The sequence below is a fragment of the Streptomyces sp. 2A115 genome, assembly GCF_052245575.1.
Classification (GTDB): domain Bacteria; phylum Actinomycetota; class Actinomycetes; order Streptomycetales; family Streptomycetaceae; genus Streptomyces.
Genome location: NZ_JBQQCG010000096.1, coordinates 26,765 through 43,421, shown reverse-complemented (window position 1 = coordinate 43,421; position 16,657 = coordinate 26,765). Strand labels below are relative to the sequence as shown.

The 16,657-nt window shown below is 70.1% G+C and carries 17 protein-coding genes and 1 pseudogene; 5 read left to right on the top strand and 13 right to left on the bottom strand.

Annotation, left to right across the window (positions count from 1 at the left end; genetic code table 11):
- Nucleotides 1–274 precede the first annotated feature (274 nt).
- Nucleotides 275–1,618, top strand: a complete 1,344-nt coding sequence (locus ACTWQR_RS47425; RefSeq protein ID WP_443233539.1) for a cation:dicarboxylate symporter family transporter — start codon at nucleotides 275–277, stop codon at nucleotides 1,616–1,618.
- Between the two features lie 226 nt (nucleotides 1,619–1,844).
- Here the strand turns inward: ACTWQR_RS47425 and ACTWQR_RS47420 are convergent, their stop codons facing one another.
- Nucleotides 1,845–2,015, bottom strand: a complete 171-nt coding sequence (locus ACTWQR_RS47420; protein ID WP_443233538.1) for a hypothetical protein — start codon at nucleotides 2,013–2,015, stop codon at nucleotides 1,845–1,847.
- A 114-nt stretch (nucleotides 2,016–2,129) separates the two neighbouring features.
- Here ACTWQR_RS47420 and ACTWQR_RS47415 point away from each other — a divergent pair, with 114 nt between their 5' ends.
- From ACTWQR_RS47415 to ACTWQR_RS47405, 3 genes are all read left to right on the top strand, one after another.
- Nucleotides 2,130–2,723, top strand: a complete 594-nt coding sequence (locus ACTWQR_RS47415; RefSeq protein WP_443233537.1) for a TetR/AcrR family transcriptional regulator — start codon at nucleotides 2,130–2,132, stop codon at nucleotides 2,721–2,723.
- Between the two features lie 264 nt (nucleotides 2,724–2,987).
- The gene (locus ACTWQR_RS47410) at nucleotides 2,988–3,230 is read left to right on the top strand and encodes a hypothetical protein (RefSeq protein ID WP_443233536.1); all 243 of its coding nucleotides are present in this window, start codon (nucleotides 2,988–2,990) and stop codon (nucleotides 3,228–3,230) included.
- On the top strand, nucleotides 3,227–5,062 hold the full coding sequence (locus tag ACTWQR_RS47405) for a CocE/NonD family hydrolase (protein WP_443233535.1): 1,836 nt from the start codon (nucleotides 3,227–3,229) through the stop codon (nucleotides 5,060–5,062). The genes ACTWQR_RS47410 and ACTWQR_RS47405 overlap by 4 nt, the downstream gene beginning before the upstream one ends.
- On the opposite strand, the gene ACTWQR_RS47400 is transcribed toward ACTWQR_RS47405, so the two are convergent.
- From ACTWQR_RS47400 to ACTWQR_RS47345, 12 genes and pseudogenes are all read right to left on the bottom strand, one after another.
- Nucleotides 4,999–5,583 carry an SRPBCC family protein gene (locus tag ACTWQR_RS47400; protein WP_443233534.1) on the bottom strand — a complete coding sequence of 195 codons (585 nt, stop codon included), beginning with the start codon at nucleotides 5,581–5,583 and terminating at the stop codon, nucleotides 4,999–5,001. The two genes, ACTWQR_RS47405 and ACTWQR_RS47400, sit on opposite strands and share 64 nt — an antisense overlap.
- A 5-nt stretch (nucleotides 5,584–5,588) precedes the next feature.
- Nucleotides 5,589–5,939 (bottom strand): annotated as a pseudogene (locus ACTWQR_RS47395) (2-keto-4-pentenoate hydratase); the annotation flags it as partial.
- Nucleotides 5,940–5,944: 5 nt separating this feature from the next.
- Nucleotides 5,945–6,883 (bottom strand): 3-carboxyethylcatechol 2,3-dioxygenase, encoded by a 939-nt coding sequence (locus ACTWQR_RS47390; RefSeq protein ID WP_443233533.1) that lies wholly within the window; start codon nucleotides 6,881–6,883, stop codon nucleotides 5,945–5,947.
- Nucleotides 6,884–6,892: 9 nt separating this feature from the next.
- The gene (locus ACTWQR_RS47385) at nucleotides 6,893–7,888 is read right to left on the bottom strand and encodes a zinc-binding dehydrogenase (RefSeq protein ID WP_443233532.1); all 996 of its coding nucleotides are present in this window, start codon (nucleotides 7,886–7,888) and stop codon (nucleotides 6,893–6,895) included.
- Nucleotides 7,889–8,079: 191 nt separating this feature from the next.
- Entirely contained in the window at nucleotides 8,080–8,553 is a 474-nt protein-coding gene (locus ACTWQR_RS47380; RefSeq protein ID WP_443233531.1) for a GNAT family N-acetyltransferase, read from the bottom strand.
- Between the two features lie 10 nt (nucleotides 8,554–8,563).
- Nucleotides 8,564–10,141: an acyl-CoA synthetase gene (locus tag ACTWQR_RS47375; RefSeq protein WP_443233530.1), complete on the bottom strand. Its 1,578-nt coding sequence runs from the start codon at nucleotides 10,139–10,141 to the stop codon at nucleotides 8,564–8,566.
- A 64-nt stretch (nucleotides 10,142–10,205) separates the two neighbouring features.
- Nucleotides 10,206–11,048, bottom strand: coding sequence for an SDR family NAD(P)-dependent oxidoreductase (locus tag ACTWQR_RS47370; RefSeq protein ID WP_443233529.1), 843 nt, complete (start codon nucleotides 11,046–11,048; stop codon nucleotides 10,206–10,208).
- Nucleotides 11,048–11,914 carry an alpha/beta fold hydrolase gene (locus ACTWQR_RS47365; protein WP_443233528.1) on the bottom strand — a complete coding sequence of 289 codons (867 nt, stop codon included), beginning with the start codon at nucleotides 11,912–11,914 and terminating at the stop codon, nucleotides 11,048–11,050. The genes ACTWQR_RS47370 and ACTWQR_RS47365 overlap by 1 nt, the downstream gene beginning before the upstream one ends.
- Nucleotides 11,915–11,933: 19 nt before the next feature.
- A complete protein-coding gene (locus ACTWQR_RS47360) occupies nucleotides 11,934–12,494 on the bottom strand; it encodes a 3-phenylpropionate/cinnamic acid dioxygenase subunit beta (protein ID WP_443233527.1) in 561 nt (186 codons plus the stop codon).
- A 96-nt stretch (nucleotides 12,495–12,590) separates the two neighbouring features.
- Nucleotides 12,591–13,811, bottom strand: coding sequence for an NAD(P)/FAD-dependent oxidoreductase (locus tag ACTWQR_RS47355; RefSeq protein ID WP_443233526.1), 1,221 nt, complete (start codon nucleotides 13,809–13,811; stop codon nucleotides 12,591–12,593).
- Nucleotides 13,808–14,155 (bottom strand): bifunctional 3-phenylpropionate/cinnamic acid dioxygenase ferredoxin subunit, encoded by a 348-nt coding sequence (locus ACTWQR_RS47350; RefSeq protein ID WP_443233525.1) that lies wholly within the window; start codon nucleotides 14,153–14,155, stop codon nucleotides 13,808–13,810. Before ACTWQR_RS47350 ends, ACTWQR_RS47355 begins: the two co-directional genes overlap by 4 nt.
- Complete coding sequence (locus ACTWQR_RS47345) at nucleotides 14,152–15,477, bottom strand: aromatic ring-hydroxylating dioxygenase subunit alpha (RefSeq protein ID WP_443233524.1); 1,326 nt, start codon at nucleotides 15,475–15,477, stop codon at nucleotides 14,152–14,154. Before ACTWQR_RS47345 ends, ACTWQR_RS47350 begins: the two co-directional genes overlap by 4 nt.
- Nucleotides 15,478–15,705: 228 nt before the next feature.
- Between ACTWQR_RS47345 and ACTWQR_RS47340 the strand changes: the two genes are divergently transcribed.
- Nucleotides 15,706–16,638, top strand: a complete 933-nt coding sequence (locus ACTWQR_RS47340) for an IclR family transcriptional regulator (protein WP_443233523.1) — start codon at nucleotides 15,706–15,708, stop codon at nucleotides 16,636–16,638.
- The last annotated feature ends 19 nt before the right edge of the window (nucleotides 16,639–16,657 follow it).

Here is a 16,657-nt window from a genome sequence, read left to right as displayed (position 1 = left end):
GACGACGCCGTCGTCGAGAAGAGCCGCGTCGGCCTGACCGACACCCCCGGCATCGGCTTCGAGAGCAAAGCCGCCTTCTCCAAGGTGCTGCGCGCCCTGCACAGCTGACCGCCACCCCACCGCGGACTCGCCCGCCACCGGGCGGGCCCCGTCGGCCGGCGCCGCCGGATACGTGCGCCACACACGAGACCGGGGACGCGCGAGCCGCGTCGCGTCCCCCGCACCCCCCACGGGACAGGGCTACACACAATCGTCGTGCAAGGGAGCACCAACGATGACAAGCACCACCACCGACGCCGGCCGCCCGCAGCGGTCACGGCTGAGCCGTCTCATACGTGAGCTGTGGTTCCAGGTCGTACTGGCCGCCGTCCTCGGCATCGCCGTCGGCGTCCTCACGCCCGGGCTGGGTGAGGACCTGAAGCCGCTCAACGACTGGTTCATCGCGCTGGTCAAGATGATCGTGATCCCGGTCGTCTTCTGCGTGGTCACCACCGGCATCGCCTCCATGGACAACCTGCGCAAGGCGGGCCGGATCGGCGTGAAGGCGATCGGCTACTTCCTGGTGCTGTCCCTGGCGTCCATGCTGATCGGGCTGGTCGTCGCCAACATCTTCCAGCCCGGCTCCGGCCTGCACGTCGACCCCTCGTCACTCAACGCCGACGACGTGCCCAAGACCGCCACCGAGCACGCCACCTTCACCGGCTTCGTCTCCTCCCTCATCCCCGCCTCCCTACTGGGCGCGATCACCGGGGACGCGATCCTGGCCGCGCTGATGGTCTCCATCGTCTTCGGCGTGGCCCTGAACATGGCCGGCGAAGAAGGGGCACCACTGACCCGCGGCATCAAGGCACTGTCGGACGTCGTCTTCCGCATCGTGGGCTGGGTGATGCGGCTCGCGCCCCTGGGCACCTTCGGCGCCCTGGCCACCGTGGTCGCCACCTACGGCGCAGAGAGCCTCAAACAGCTCGCCTACCTCATCATCCTGTTCACCGCGACCTGCATCGTCTACGTCCTGGTCGTCCTCGGCGCCATCATGCGGGCCTGCCGCCTGAGCCTGTTCGGCCTCATCCGCTTCCTCAAGGCCGAACTACTCGTCGCCCTCAGCACCTGTTCCAGCGAGGCCGTCCTTCCCCAACTGGTACGCAAACTGGAGATCCTCGGCATCGGCCGGCCCGTGGTCGGCATCGTCATCCCCTCCGGGTTCTCCTTCAACCTGGACGGCTCCGCGGTCTACCTCACGATGGCCTCCCTCTTCCTGGCCCAGGCCATGGGCATCGACCTGTCCTGGCAGCAGCAGTTGATCATGGTCGGCGTCATGATGCTCACCAGCAAGGGCACCGCCGGGATCGCGGGCGGCGCGTTCATCGTCCTCGCCAGCACCGTCACCGCGGTCGGCCACATCCCGCTCGCCGCCCTCTCCCTGATCGTCGGCATCGACCGCATCCTCAACGAGGGCCGCGTCTTCATCAACGTCCTCGGCAACGCCGTCGCCACCATCGTGATCGGCAAGTGGGAGAACGACTTCGACACCGAACAGGCCCGCAAGGTCCTGCACTCCCGCACCACCACGCCGCCGCAGGCCGAGTTGGACACCACCAAGGCCGGCGCCGACAAGTAGCCGTGCCCGTCGAGTGCGGTCACCCCTCGACGGCGTATACCTCACCCACCGGCGGCATCCTCCAGGCCGCCGTGAACCAGGACAGATGAGGACCCTTCCCGTGAGCACGCCCAGCGTCTCCTGCTCGATGACCGTTCGGCTCGAAGTCCTGCGGCAGGCAACGCGGTCTTTCAGCTGACAGTCCCGATGGAGGCGCTGGGCGGTTCGGTCACCGCCCTCACCGTCGTCAGCCGACGCCGACCGTCAAGGTTCCGATGCGCCACACCGGCAGGCCCGAGGACATCGGGTCGTAGACGCCTTGGAGGGGGTGGGTGTGGAGTTCGAGCTGGATGTCGTGGTGGCGCAGGTTCTCGGGGACGGCCAGGAGCTCGGCGGCGCCGCGGCCCGGCCGCTTCATCTCCGTGGTCGGACCGCCGATTTGACCGGATGCCGCCTCGTTTTACTCTCGAATGCGTACGGAGGCGGCATCCATTTTGATGCGGCCGCAGGATCACGGCAGGCAGGAGGGCGTGTGAGCGCCGTCGAACAGCGGGGACGCAAGCCCCGCGCGGACGTCCAGCGCAACCGTGCGGTCCTCCTGGAAACCGCGCAGCGGCACTTCCTGCAGCACGGGGTCGGCACCTCCCTGGAGGCGGTGGCCAAGGATGCGGGCGTCGGGCCCGCCACCCTGTACCGGCACTTCCCCACCCGAGAGGCACTGCTGGCGGCCGTACTGCAGACCCGCTCCGAGGAACTGGTGGCCCGCCAGGCCGACATCGACCACCTCGCCGACCCCACCGAGGCGCTGGAGCAGTGGCTGCGGGCGATGGAGGAGTACTTCAGCGCCTTCAGCGGGCTGCCGGACCCGCTCATGGCCGCGGCCCGAGCTCAGGAGCCGGACAACCCACTCACCATCCCCTGCCACATCCTCATCACCGCCACCGACCGGTACGTGCGCGCCGCGCAGCTCGCGGGACGCGTGCGCGCGTCGGTACAGGGCAACGACCTGTTCCTCGCGGCCTGCTCCATCGCCTGGATCAAGGGCAACGGCGCCGACAAGGAGCCGCTCGACCGGCTCCGCACCCTCATCGCGAGCGGCTACCGCCAGCGGAACACCCAGGCGTAAACCGCCGGACGCTCCGCCCCCGGGCCGCTCGGCGAATACCGGCGGTAGGCGGGGCGATGCGTTCACACATACAGCGCTCACCAAGGCAGGCGCAGCACAGCACGTGGAGAGGGCTGACCTTGCGCACACTCCTCGCTCGGTGAGACCGGGCATATGTGCCGCGCCTGGGCGTCGTCGTGCCACTCAACGGCACACACACTCGGCATACCAACATCTCCGTGCTGGACTGACAGCACCGGAACGGCCCGCAGGAGGACCGGTCCGATGAGCCTGCACCCACCGGAGCTGACGGCCGACGTGACCGGCACCCTGCCACCCTTCGCACCTGCTGGCTCTTCGCCCGCCTACGACGAGGACATCCGGCTCCACTTCGCGGTACAGCTTCTGGGTGCCGTCGAGGCACAACTGCTCGACCAGCACCGCTACACAGACTGCCTGGCCCTGCTCGCCGAGGACCTGCACCGCGGCAGCCACCACCAACAGGCCGACGAAGGACTCCACCAATGAACCTGCGCAGTCGATTCATCGAGCGCATATTGCACCTTCCCGCGCCCTTGACCAGGGATCTGGTCGTCGAACGCGATCTGCCGGTGCCAATGCGCGACGGGGTCGTCCTGCTGGCCGACCGCTGGACTCCGAGAGGCGGGGCCGACGGCTTGCCGACCGCGCTTCTCCGCAGTCCCTACGGTAGGGAAGGCATGGTCGGCGCGATGATGGGAAGGCCGCTGGCCGAGCGCGGGTTCCAGGTGCTGATCCAGAGCGGGCGCGGAACGTTCGGCTCCAGCGGCGACTTCGACCCGCTCCGGCGCGAGCGCGAGGACGGTCTCGACAGCCTGGACTGGGTGATCAAGCAGCCCTGGTTCGGCGAGTCGATGGTGCTGTTCGGGGCCAGTTACCTCGGCTTCGTCCACTGGGCGGTGGCCGACCAACTGCCGCCCCAGGTCAAGGCGATGATCCCGGCGGTTACGGAATCCGCCCTCACCCTGGAGTTCCTCCGCAAGGACGGATTCTCCCTGGAGGCACCGTTCGGCTGGGGCAGCGTGGTCGCCAGCCAGGAACGCCGGTGGGCGATGACGCGCCAACTGCTGGGGGCGAAACGGGTGCAACGTGCCATGAACACGCTCCCGCTCAACCAGGCCGATGTCGCCGCCACGGGTCAGCGGTCCGACTACATCCAGAACATCCTCGCCCATGACTCCGACGCCCAGCACTGGGCGGCGGTCGACCACAGCCACCGACTGGCCGATCTCACCGTGCCGGTGAGTTCGATCGCCGGCTGGTACGACATCTTCCTGCCCGGCCAGCTCCGCGACTACCAGGCCCTGCAGACAGCTGGACAGCAATCCCGTCTCACCGTCGGCCCGTGGTCGCACATGTCCCCGGTCGGGACGCAGAGCACGCCAATCACCGAGGCCCTGGACTTCGGGCTGGCCCACGCCCGCGGCGAGCAGCCGTCCGACCGTGCCCCCGTGCGCCTGTTCGTCATGGGCGAGGAGACCTGGCGCGACGCCCCCTCATGGCCGCCGCCCGGATACGCCCCACAGCGCTTCCACCTCCACCCGGCCGGCACCCTTGCCGCCGACGCGCCGGGCGAGTCCGCACCGGACGGCTACCACTACGACCCCGCCGACCCGACCCCCGCCGTCGGCGGGGTGCGCCTGGCCACCGGCGTCAAAGCGGGCCGGGTCGACAACACCGCCCTCGAAGCACGGCCGGACGTGCTGACCTACACAACCCCCGCCCTCGAGACGGACGTCGAGGTGATCGGCGAGGTCAGCGCCGAGATCTGGTTCCGCTCCAGCCTGCCCCACGCCGACGTGTTCGTCCGACTGTGCGACGTGGACGAGAAGGGCCGCTCGTCCAACGTGTGCGACGGACTGACCGGCCTGAGCGGCGCCGACGAGATCTCCCGCGCGACGGTGCAGCTGTGGCCCACGGCATACCGCTTCAAACGCGGCCATCGCATCCGCGTCCAGATTTCCAGCGGCGCCTTCCCCCGCTACAACCGCAACCCCGGCACCGGCGAGCCCCGGGCCACCGCCACCACCCTCCGCGCCGCGGACCAACAGGTCTTCCACGACCCCGCACACCCGTCCGCGGTCATCCTGCCGGTCCGGCAATACGAAAAACCTCAAACCATCTTGAATGGCGTTTCCGCAAAACGCGGCGGCCCTCAACCTCGGACCGAGGGCGAGGGCCGCAACCCGTTTCACCTGCGCGGATGGCCAGCCAGCCGCCCTGGGGGATGTCGTCGAGCGCGGCGACACGGATGCCGTCAGCCATGGGAGGTCTCCTCGTGCCAGGCGGTGGTGTTCATCAGTTCGCGCCAGCGCCCGTAGAAGGCCCGGCCGGCGGCGTCGCTGTACAGCTCGCTGGTCGTGCCGGGGTGACGGCCGTCCTCGCGTTCGCTGCCCATGCCCATCTGGTAGTTGAGGGCGACCCCGTTGGTGATGAAGCCGTGCGAGATGGCCTGCACCTCGCTCCAGTTCTCGCCGTCGTCCTGCTCGAAGATCCCGCTCGGTCCGAACGTCCGCAGGCTGTACAGCCGTTGGGCCTCGCGGACTTCTTCGGGCATGGACTTGTCGACGATGATCCAGGCCCAAACCTCCATCTTATCGGGGCCCTTGGGGTGCCAGATCCGGATGGATCCGTCGACCGGCAGGTAGGAAAAGTTGGGGAAGACGGTGGCGTGCCCGTTCGTCAGCGGGCCCTCGACGCGGGCCTCGCCGAGCCGCTCCCGCAGGGCGTCGCAGTCCGTCCACTTGTGCACGGTCTGCGCGTCGAAGCGGTTCTTGGGGTGCACGGGGAAGTCGGCTCCGTGCCCGTTCGGGTCCCCGTGCTGGCGGCCGGTGCGGTGCACGACCTCAGCACGAAGGCGATTTCCGCCTCGGCCTTGGGCTGGTGCAGCCGCCCGGACGGCACCTGGGGCAGACCCGAGACGTCCATGTCGGCGAAGAGCACACCGAAGTCGGGCTGTTCGACACCCAGTTGGCGTTGTACGGCCGGAGACGTCAGGCCGATCTTACGGCCCACGACGACCGCGCCGTCCGCCAGCCTGCGGCGGGTGAGCTCCTGTTGCACGGCGTAGGCGGCGGCGATGTCGTGTTCGCCGAGGAGGTCCCGTACGGGTGCGACGAGCCGGCCCTCGTCCCGAGCGGCGGCGAGGAGGGCGGCCGCGCGGGCAATCACGCGGGCGTCAACTGACCTGTGTGTCATGCCAGTTACCGCCCCTCTGCCGTGGCCACGGCGAACCCGGCGATCCACGCGGGGATGGCCTCGTAGAAGCGGGAGGTCATCTTGTACGGCCCGGTGGCGGCCAGGGAGGCGAACGCGGCGATCCACGTGCGGACTTCGTGAGCGGAGCCGCCGGCCTCCTTGGCCATCGCGTCCACGGTCCAGGAGTCGAACTCCGCCAACTCGCCCTGTTCCAAGTGGTCGAGGAGACGGTTGTCCCAGGCAGGGTTGATCGGGATCATCGCGCTCGACCCTGCGGCGTAATCGCGACCCGCCTGGACGACCCGGTGCTCGCCCTTCGCGCGCTGCTCGGGCGTCGGCGGGTGGCCCTCGATGAGCGCGTCGGCGACTCGTGGCGGTGCCCCGTCCAGCACCGGTACGGGCGGATCGTGCGAGAGGCCGCCGGAGGCGAGGAACAGCACCCGCCGGTCGAGGTCGGCGGAGGCCTGCCCCAGCGCGGTCCCCAGTGCCCTGATCCGGCTCACTGGACCCAGCGGTGTGGCCACGCCGTTGACGAAGACGGGCACGACCGGCACTTGGTCGATGCCACCGAAGAGGACTTCGAGCGGCTGCGCGAAACCGTGGTCGACAGTCATCCGTGCGGAGACGGTGAGGTCGACCCCACGGTCGAGCGCGCCCTGGGCCAGAGCCTTCGCAGCGGCGGTGTCGACCGACAGCGGTCCGGCGGCCGTGCCGAAGTCACCCACCGCGTGCGCCTCGGTGGCAAGGCAGAAGGGCGGCATCTCCTTGTAGAAGAAGCCGTTGTAGTGGTCGGGTGCGTAGAGCACGACCAGGTCCGGGTCGAAGGACCGGATGAAGGTCCTCGCGGTGTCCACGGCCTCGTCGACACGGGCCAGGACTTCCGGATCCGGGTCGTTCTTGCCGATGAGGGGCGAGTGGGACAGCCCGACGGCTGCTGCGGGCATGGGCGTTCCTTACTGCTGGGGCTGGGGGCGGGAATCCGACGGGTGGATGACGAGCTTTCCGGTCAGCCCGCCGTCGATCATGAGCTGGAATCCCTTGTGGATGTCCGTGAGGGGCAGGGTCCGGTCGATCACCGGGCGGACCCCGGTCGCGTCGAGCATGCGGAGCATCGCCACCAGCTCGGCGCGGGTGCAGCCGGTGGAGCCGAGGATGCGCTGCTGGAGGTAGAAGACTCGGCCCAGGTCGGCGGGCGGGTTGGTGCCGCTGGTGGCTCCGGCGATGACGACCGTGCCGCCGGGCCGCAGTGACTTCAGCGAGTGCGACCAGGTCGCCTCGCCGACCGTCTCGATGACGACGTCGACCCTTTCGGGCAGCCGCTCACCAGTCGGTACGGCGGCCCGGGCTCCCCAGGTAAGGGCCTCGGCGCGCTTGTCCTCGCTGCGGCTGGTGGCGTAGACGACGGCGCCCGCTGCCACCGCGAGCAGAATCGCGGCGGAGGCGACCCCGCCGCCGGCGCCCTGCACGAGGACCCGGTCGCCGGCGGTGATCCGGGCCTGGGTGAACAGCATGCGGTAGGCCGTGGTCCAGGCGACCGGCAGACAGGCGGCCTCGTCGAACGACAGCCACGCGGGCTTGGGAACCAGGTTGCGGGTCGGGACCGTGACGTACTCCGCGAAGGCACCGTCGTGCTGCTCGGACAGCAGTGCCCGGTTCGGGTCCAGCGTCTCGTCGCCGCGACCGGCGTCCGGGTCGCCGAGCACCGGGTGGACGATCACCTCGTTGCCGTCCTCGTCGTACCCGGCCGCATCACAACCGAGGACGATCGGGAGCCGCTCCGGAGGGTGACCGACGCCCCGCAGGGTCCACAGGTCGTGCATGTTGAGCGAGGAGGCCACGACACGGACCCGGGACCAGCCGGGCTTCAGGTCGGGCTCCGGTACGTCGCGCAGGACCAGCCCGGCAAGCGGGTCGGCGGCGCTCTGGGAGATGGCGATAGCAGCAAGCACGAGATCACGGTGACCCCGACCCGGCATCGGGCCATAGCGCGCGTGCCACATTGCAGCACATCGGCGGCGTCGGTGACCTCACGTCACCGCTCAGTGCCCGGCTCGGTCGGGTGAGGACGCCTGAGACCGCCGATGGCCGACGGCCCAGGTCGGGTACCTGGGCCGTCGGCCATCGTGGGGCGGGAGCGGAGTCAGTGGGGCATGTCGTCCAGTGCGGTGGGAACGTCGGCGATCCAGGCTGGTTCCGCCGTGAACAGGACGACGCTGCCGTTCGGCAGGTCCGCTTCGGCGACCCGGCGGAAGCCGCCCGCCTCGAAGGCGCTCTGCGCGGCGGTGTCGTCCTCGGCCGGTGCCGCGACGACACGGCGGCAGCGCGGGTCGGCGGCGAACAGCGCGGGGACAAGGTCGCTCAAAAGCCGAACAGCTGTGTCCTCAGGGGCCTCGACCAGGACCAGCCCGACGGCAATGTCGTGCGCGCCGTACGGATAGCACGCACGCACGGGATGGTGCTGAACGCGGTGCAGGCGCAGCTCGACCGGCGTGCCGCCACCTCGCGGAACGGCAGCGTACGCACGGACGCCGTGACCGGCGTCGGCGAGTGGGCGCAGCATCCAGTCGGCTCCTGGGGAGGGCTCGGGCAGCGGCGGCACGTCGAGGGATGTCATCACGGTGGGCTCACATGGTGTCGGCGGCGGGTTCGGCCTCGACCAGTCGGCGCAGTTCGCCCTTGGCCAGCTTGCCGCTGGCGTTGCGGGGCAGTTGATCGACGAGCAGGAGCCGGGTGGGGAGCTTGTAGCGGGCGAGGTGCCGGCCGGCGAACTCCCGTACGTCTCCCAGCGTGAGCAAGGTTCCGGGTGCACAGGTGAGAACGGCCTCGACGGTCTCGCCCCACTTCGGGTCGGGTACGCCGATGACGGCCGCCTCCAGGACGCCGGGGCAGGCGGCGAGGACACGTTCCACCTCGGCCGGGTAGATGTTCTCACCCCCGCTGATGATCATGTCCTTCAGCCGGTCGACGATGTAGTAGAAGCCCTCCTTGTCGCGGTGGGCGATGTCGCCGGTGTGGAACCAGCCGGCTTCGTCGAAGGCGGCGTGGGTCGCGTCCGGGTTGTTCCAGTAGCCGGGGGTGACGTTGGGGCCGCGTACGCAGATCTCGCCTCGGGTGTCGGCCTCGGCGATCCTGGCGCCGGTGACAGGATCGGCGAGACTGATCTCGGTGTACGGCATGGGGGCGCCGGCCGAGCCCGCCTTCTCCAGCGTCAGCCCGGCGGGAAGGTACGTGGCGAAGGGGGCCGTCTCGGTGAGCCCCCAGGCCTGCTGGAGCAGGATGCCGCATGCGGCGTAGTCCTTGATCAGCTGTGGCGGGACGGGTGCGCCCGCGACCACCGCCGAGCGCAGGGTTCCCAGGTCGGCCTCGGCGAAGCCGGGTGTGCGGGCGAGGGCGGCGTACATGGCGGGGACCGCGAAGAAGGCAGTCACCCGGTGCCGGAGGAGGTCCTCCAGGCACTTTGCGGGGTCGAAGCCGCGGTGCAGGACGACCGTGCCGCCGCGCAGCAGGGTGCGCAGGGTGAGGGCGTTGAGGCCGCCGATGTGGAAGAGGGGGGCGGCGGCCAGGTTCACGTCGTCGGAGCGGGTGTCCACCATGCTGTCGACGTTGACCGCGTTCCACCACAGGTTTCCGTGGGTGAGCATGACGCCCTTGGGGCGCCCGGTCGTGCCGGAGGTGTACATCAGGGCGCCGAGGTCGTCGTCGTGCAGCGGCACCGGCTCCCGTTCGGGTCGGCCGGGGCCGAGCAGCTCCGACAGCGGCGTCCACAGGGCCTCGGGCGCAACCGCGGCGGGGCAGGCGGGGTCGGTGTCGACCAGGATGTGGCGGCGGGCGGGGATGTCGCCGAGGACCGACTCCACCAGTTCGCGGTGTCCCTCCTCGACGACCACGGTGTGGGCTCCGCTGTCGGTGAGGATGTGGCGTACCTCGTCGGCGGCGAGACGGAAGTTGACGGGAACGAAGACAGCCCCGAGGTGGGCGGCGGCGAACAGCGCATGGAAGAACGTGACGCTGTTGAAGCCCAGGTAGGCGATCCGGTCGCCGCGGCGCAGTCCCTGCTCGGCGAGCCCGGCGGCCAGTTCGATGGCGGTGCGGCTGAGCTGGGCGGCGGAGAACTCCTGGCCCTCATAGACGAGGGCGGTGGGCGTGGGGTACTTGGCTCTGCGGTGCAGGGCGGCTGCGGGGCTGATGTCGACGGCGGCCATACGGCGGCTCCTTCGATGGCTGTCGTACGAAAGCGGAGGGTGTCGTACAGGGGGCGGAGGGTCTCTACAGGCCCGCGCCGCCGGCGGCGGTACGGAAGCCGCGTACAGCGATGCCACCATCGGCGGGGATGACCGCGCCGGTCACGGTGCCGCTGTTGGCGCGGGAGGCGAGCAGGACGTAGGGGCCGGTGAAATCCTCGGGCTCGACGCTGCAGTCGTACAAGGGGACGAGAGGCGGCTGCTTCTCGCCGGACGCCTCGTTCTTCGCGAAGGAGGCCTCCAGCGTACGGTCCTGCAGGCCCAGGCTCTCGGGACCGCGCAGCTTGGTGCGCATGCCGCCGACGGCGACACCGTTGACGCGGACCTTCGGTGCCAGCTCGTAGGCGAACTGGCGGAGCAGGCCGAGGCAGGCGTGCTTGCTGGCGGTGTAGAGGGAGCCGCCGCCGTCGGTGTGGAGAGAGGCGTTGGAGAGGGTCATGACGATGCTCCCGCGGCTGCGGACCAGTTCCCGCCAGGCGGCCTCCACGGCTAGGACGTATCCCTTGACGTTGATGCCGAAGACCTCGTCGAAGGCCTCGGAGAGCTGCTTGCCGTCAAGCCGGGTGACGCTGCGGTGGTAGTCCCAGATTCCGGCATTCGGAACCAGGATGTCCAGCTTGCCGAAGCACTCCACGGTGGCCTCAACCGCACGGTGCAGATCGTCCGGGGAGCGCACATCACCGGCGACGGACAGCACCCGCTCCCGCAGGTCCCCTGCGGCCTCGACGACCTCCTGCAGCTGGTCGGCATTCCGGCCGAGGACGACGACGCTCGCGCCCTCGGCGAGATAGCGCAGAGCGACCGCGCGGCCGATGCCGGAGCCGCCGCCGGTGATCAGGGCGACCTCGCCCTCCAGCCAGCCGCCCATCACCGGGCTCCGAGGAAGTCGGTGACCAGCCGCTCGAACTCCTGCTGCCGCTCCAGCTGTACCCAGTGGCCGCAGCCGCCGAATACGTGCAGTTGGACGTCGCGGATCTGCTTGAGCATGAGCTGGGCGCCGTCGAGGGTGATGGTGCGGTCGTCGCGGCCCCACAGCAGCAGGGTCGGCGCCTTGATCTTGTGGACGCGCTGCCAGAGCGGGTCCATGCCGTGCCGCTTGGCGAAGGCGGCGTTGTAGGCGTGGTAGAAGGCGATGTGGGACTCGTCGAGGGAGGCCTCGTAGCGGGCCTGGACGGTGTCCTCCCAGCGCTTCGGCTCGGCGGTCATGACGCGGATGAAGTCCCGCATCTTCTTCACCGTCGGGCCCTCGCCGTTGTAGTAGCGGAACATCGCCTTCTGACCCTCGGTCGGGGTCGGCCCGAACGGCAGCCAGCCGCCGCCCGGCGCCATCAGCACCAGCTTCTCGACGCGCTCGGGGGCTTCGAGTGCGGTGGCGATGGCGGCCGCGCCGCCGAGGCTGTTGCCCAGCAGATGAAACCGGTCGATGCCGAGGGCGTCCAGGGTCTGCAGCAGCGCGTCGACCGTGATCTCGGTGATGCTGCGGGCGTCGAGGTCCGCCTCGGTGGGCCGGTAGCTGTCGCCGAAGCCGGGCTGATCGGGCAGCACGACCCGGAAGTGCGGGGTGAGGGCAGCCAGGTTCTGGTGGTAGTTGGCCACCGCGCTCGCACCGGGCCCACCGCCGTGCAGCATCACCAGCACCGGGCCGTCACCGGCCTCGCTGACCGCGACGGTCCCGAGCGTCGTCTGCACCATGTGCTCGACGAGCTTCGGCTCTTCAGTCTGTGCAGTGCTCACGTGGGTCTCCGGTCGGTCATCACAGGAAGGTGCTGATGTTCTTGGCGAGCAGGACGTTCTGGTCGAGCAGGATCGTGCGGCGGGCGATCAGCAGGGCGCCGTCCTCGGTGCGGCGCAGGTGGTCAGTGCGACCGCCGGCGTACAGGTCGACCTCACGCTCCAGCCGGTTGCGGTAACAGAGGAACGCCGACTCGGCGACGTACTCGCCGCTCTCCTCGCCCGGCCGTACCGTCACGTTGGTGATCAGGTGCCGGGTCCGTGAGGGCGGGTCCTCGGCCCAGGCCATGCCCGAGTCGAAGCGGCGGATCCGCCAGGCCAGACTCGCCTTGGTCTCGTCGAAGATCGCCACCTCACCGGGTGAGCCGTCGGCCAGGGCCTGCTGGCGGCGCAACCGGTTCGTGCGCACCGGCGCCCAGTAGTGCAGGTCGTCGGCGAACAGCTCCAGCCAGTCGGCGTACCGATGCTGGTCGAGCAGCTGCGCCTCGACTGCGTACAGTCTCTGCACCTCGAAGTGGAGCCGGATGTCGTCGTAGGAGACCGTCGAGGCCTCGTTGACCGCCGGCTCCGGGTGAATACTCATCGGTGGGTCCTCCAGCGGTCCGCGCTCGGTGCTGTCATTCCAGCGCGGAGAGGGTGGTTCGGGGAGCGCGTGTGCCGGTCTGCGGCACGGCGGGGGTCAGCGCCTGAGCAGCGCGCGCAGGTCGGTGCTCTCGTCCGCCAGGTGCAACGGGTCGACCACGACGCGGCGATCGACGACACGGCGAGCGGCCTTGATGTCCCGGGCGCGGTTGATGGAGGCCGCAGCCACCACTCGATCACCGCGCAACCCGAAGACGGTGAAGGCACCGCTGTCAGGCGAGCCCCGCAACACGGTCCGCTCGGCGTCAGCCATCGTGCCAACCGATTCCAGGCGCGAGCCGTGCCGGTCGGACCAGAACCACGGCGCGCCGGGCTCCGGAACAGGGCGGCCGAGGATGCCGTGGGCGGCGGCCTCGCCGCCCTGCTGGGCGGCCTCCCAGTGCTCGTGCCGTACGCGATGCCCCTCCCGGCGGGCCACATCACCGACGGCGAAGACGTTCGGGTGGGAGGTGCGCTGACCGGCGTCGACCACGATGCCGTTGTCCACGGCGAGACCGGCGGCCTCGGCCAGTTCGGTGGCCGGCCGGATGCCGATGCCGACCACTACCGTGTCGGCGGACAGGGAGCCGCCGTAACCGTTGAGGTGCAGCAGGACACCGAGACCGCCCGGGCGGCGTTCGACACGCTCGACACCGGCGGTGACCACGTCGATGCCCTCGGCGGAGTGCCGGAGGTGCAGGGCGCCCGCGATGTCGTCCCCGACCACCGCAGTCAGCGGTACCGGCACCGGGTCGATCAGGGTGACGCGGCAGCCCAGGGCACGGGCGACGGCCGCGGTCTCGGCGCCGATCAGCCCGGCCCCGACCACGGCCACCCGGGCGCCGGGCAGCAGGCGTTCCCGCAGCCGCTCGGCATCCTCCCAGGTGCGCAGCAGGTGTACGGCCGGGTCGTCGCCGCCGGGCACGGGCAACGCGCGGGGCGTGCCACCGGTGGCCAGCACGATCCGGTCGGCGCCCACGACCGACCCGTCGATCAGCTCCAGGCCGCCCTCCTGCGGGCGGATCGCCACGACCCGGGTGCCTTCGCTCAGGCCGACGTGCTGCTCCTCGTACCATTGCTCCGGCCGCAGCTGGACGTCGTCGTGCCGGGCCTTGCCCAGCAGTACGTCCTTGCTGAGCGGCGGACGGTCGTACGGCAGCCCGCGCTCCGCGGAGTACAGCACGAGCTCCCCGTCGTAGCCCTGGGCGCGCAGGGCGTCGCAGGCCGAGACGGCCGCCAGGCCCGCGCCGACGACGGCGATGCGCCGCAGGCCGCTCATGCGGTGGCCTCCTGGCCGGGATAGAGCCAGATACCGCCCTCGCGGACCTCGACCCGATGGGGTCGTACGGCGACGGTGGCGGGCATGCACTGCGGCTGGCCGGACTTCAGACAGAACCGCGCGCTGTGCAGCGGACACTCCACCTCGCCGCCCTCGATCCAGCCCTCGGACAGCGAGGCCTGGCCATGGGAGCAGGTGTCGTCGAGGGCGTAGTAGGCGCCATCGTCGTGGAAGACGGCGATCGCGTCGCCGTGACCGGTGGTCGCGGCGGGCACCTTCAGCGCCTCGCCCTCCTCGATGTCGCCCACCTCGGCGACGCGCATACCGGTGCTGGTCGTGCTCATGGAGTGTCCTTCTCGTGCCAGGCGGGCGTGTTCATCAGGTCGCGCCAGCGGGTGTAGAAGCCGCGGGCTGCGCCGTCGCTGTAGAGGTGGCCGGTGGTGCCGGGATGGATGCCGTCCTCGGTCTGAAGCCCCAGGCCCATCTGGTAGTTGAGGGTCATGGAGCCGGACACGAAACCGTGGGCCGTCGCCTGAACCTCGCTCCAGTTCTCGCCGTCGTCCTGCTCGAAGATGCCGGTCGGCCCGAAGGTCCGCAGGTTGTAGATCCGCTGGGCGTCCTTGGCCTCGTCCGACATCGACCTGTCGACGAGCGTCCACGCCCAGACCTCCATCTGGTCGGGGCCCTTCGGGTGCCAGACACGGATGGAGCCGTTGACCGGCAGGTAGGAGAAGTTGGGGAAGACGGTGCCGTGGCCGGTGGTCATCGGGCCCTCGACACGGGCGTCACCGAGGCGTTCGCGCAGCGCGGCGTAGTCGTAGTGGTCGTGCACGACCCGGTCGTCGAAGCGGCTCTTCGGGTGAGTGGGGAAGCCGTGGCCGTGGCCGAGCGGGTCGGTGTACTGCCGTCCCGGCGTCTGCACGATCTCGGCCTTGGGGCCCTTGCCGGTGGGCGACATGACCATCAGCGCCGAGGCGTGCGAGATGTTGACGTGGTACCAGTCGGAGGCGAACTGCTCGGCGGCCAGCTTCCAGTTGCCCTCCAGCACCCACTTGTGCACCCCGCCGACGACCTCGGTGCCCTCCGGGTCGCGGTCGAGCATCGCGTCGAGGTACCAGGCGAGGCCGCCGAGCGCCTCGCGCAGTGGCGGGGCCTCGGGGTTCCAGGTCGCGAAGACGAGTCCCTTGTACGTGTCGAGCTGCGCGACCTCGATCAGTCCCCACTGGCCCTGGTCGAAGTGGGCCGGATAGTCCTCGCCGTTCGGCACGTTGATCAGCTTGCCGGAGGTGTCGTACGCCCAGCCGTGATAGCTGCATGTGAACGCCTTCGTGGCGCCCGCGTCGGCGCGGCAGACCCGCATGCCCCGGTGGCGACAGGCGTTGAGGAAGGCCCGCAGCTTCCGGTCGCGGCCCATCGTGACGATGACCGGGTCCTCACCCATGTACGTGGTGAAGAAGTCGCCGGGCTTGCTGAACTGGCTCTCGTGCGCGAGGAACAGCCAGCTCGGCGCGAAGACGCGGCGCAGCTCCTGCCGATAAAGGCCGGTGTCGCTGAAGATCGTCCGGTCGATCAGGCCCCGTTCCAGGTCGAAGTACGCACCGACGTCGGCGGACGGCTCTCGGACGCCGGCCAGACGGTCCGCCGGACGGACAGGGGTGGATGTCATCGCTGGGCCTCCTCGCACGTGGGAATCTGCGGCGCTGAGGCGGTCGGGGCCGCGGTGCCATGTCGCTGCATGGGCACAGGAGACGTCGCCCGGCGACGCCGTGCCCAGCCGTCGTGCCGAGATGTGGAACAGCACCGACGCTTCGCCCCGTTTACAACCCCGAAATGGTCACCTACATTGGACATGCGTCCATTTTAATGTGTCGCCTGATCGTCATCGGAGCCCGCCATGCCAGTCCACTCCCCTCCTTCGCCCCACACCGAGCCCGCACCCGGCTGTGAGTCGGACACAGCACCAGAACAGCAGACCGCCGTCGACAAGGCACTCACCCTTCTGAAGTCCCTAGCCGAGCTGGATGGGGAGATCGGCGTGAGCGAGCTGGCCCGCCGCACCCGCTTGAGCAAGTCGACGACCTTCCGACTGCTGGGCATCCTCCAGCGCAACGACCTCGTCGACCGGGTCGGCAGCGACTACCGCCTGGGCGCCCAGCTCTTCGACATCGGCAGCCGCGCCTACGGCCCCACCACCCCGCTACTCCAGGAGCGGCTGCTGCCGCACCTGGCAGACCTGTACGAGCTGACCCACGAGACCGTGCACCTCGCCGTGCTCCACGGCACGCACATCGTCTACGTCAACAAACTCCACGGACACCGAGCGGCCCGCTCCCCCTCCCGGATCGGCGCCCGCCTGCCCGCCTACTGCACGGGTGTCGGCAAGGCCCTGCTCGCGTTCGACCACGACGCCGCCGAGGCGGCCATCGCGGCGGGACTGCCCGCCCGCACCGAGTACACCCTCGCCGACCCCGACCGCTTCCGGGCCGACCTGCGCCGCATCCGCCAGGACGGCATCGCCTACGACCGCCAGGAAGCCGCCCTCGGCCTCACCTGCGTCGCCGTACCGATCATGGGTCCCGCCGGTCGCCCCGTGGCGGCCCTGTCCATCGCCGGCGCGGACCGGCGCTTCGACCCCGCCCGCTTCGCCCCGGCTCTGCGCCGCGTGGCCTTCGAAGCGGGCCGGACGATCACCGCGGCCAAGGCACGGCAGGCGGCACCGAGGCCGCCTTTTGCGAGGGAGCCCAACCCACCAGCTGGCCCGACCTTCCCGTCAGCGGCCACGCTCCCGGTTCAGCCCGTACGAACCAAGCAGACGTGCCTTGATTGACGGCACACCGCCCGGGCGC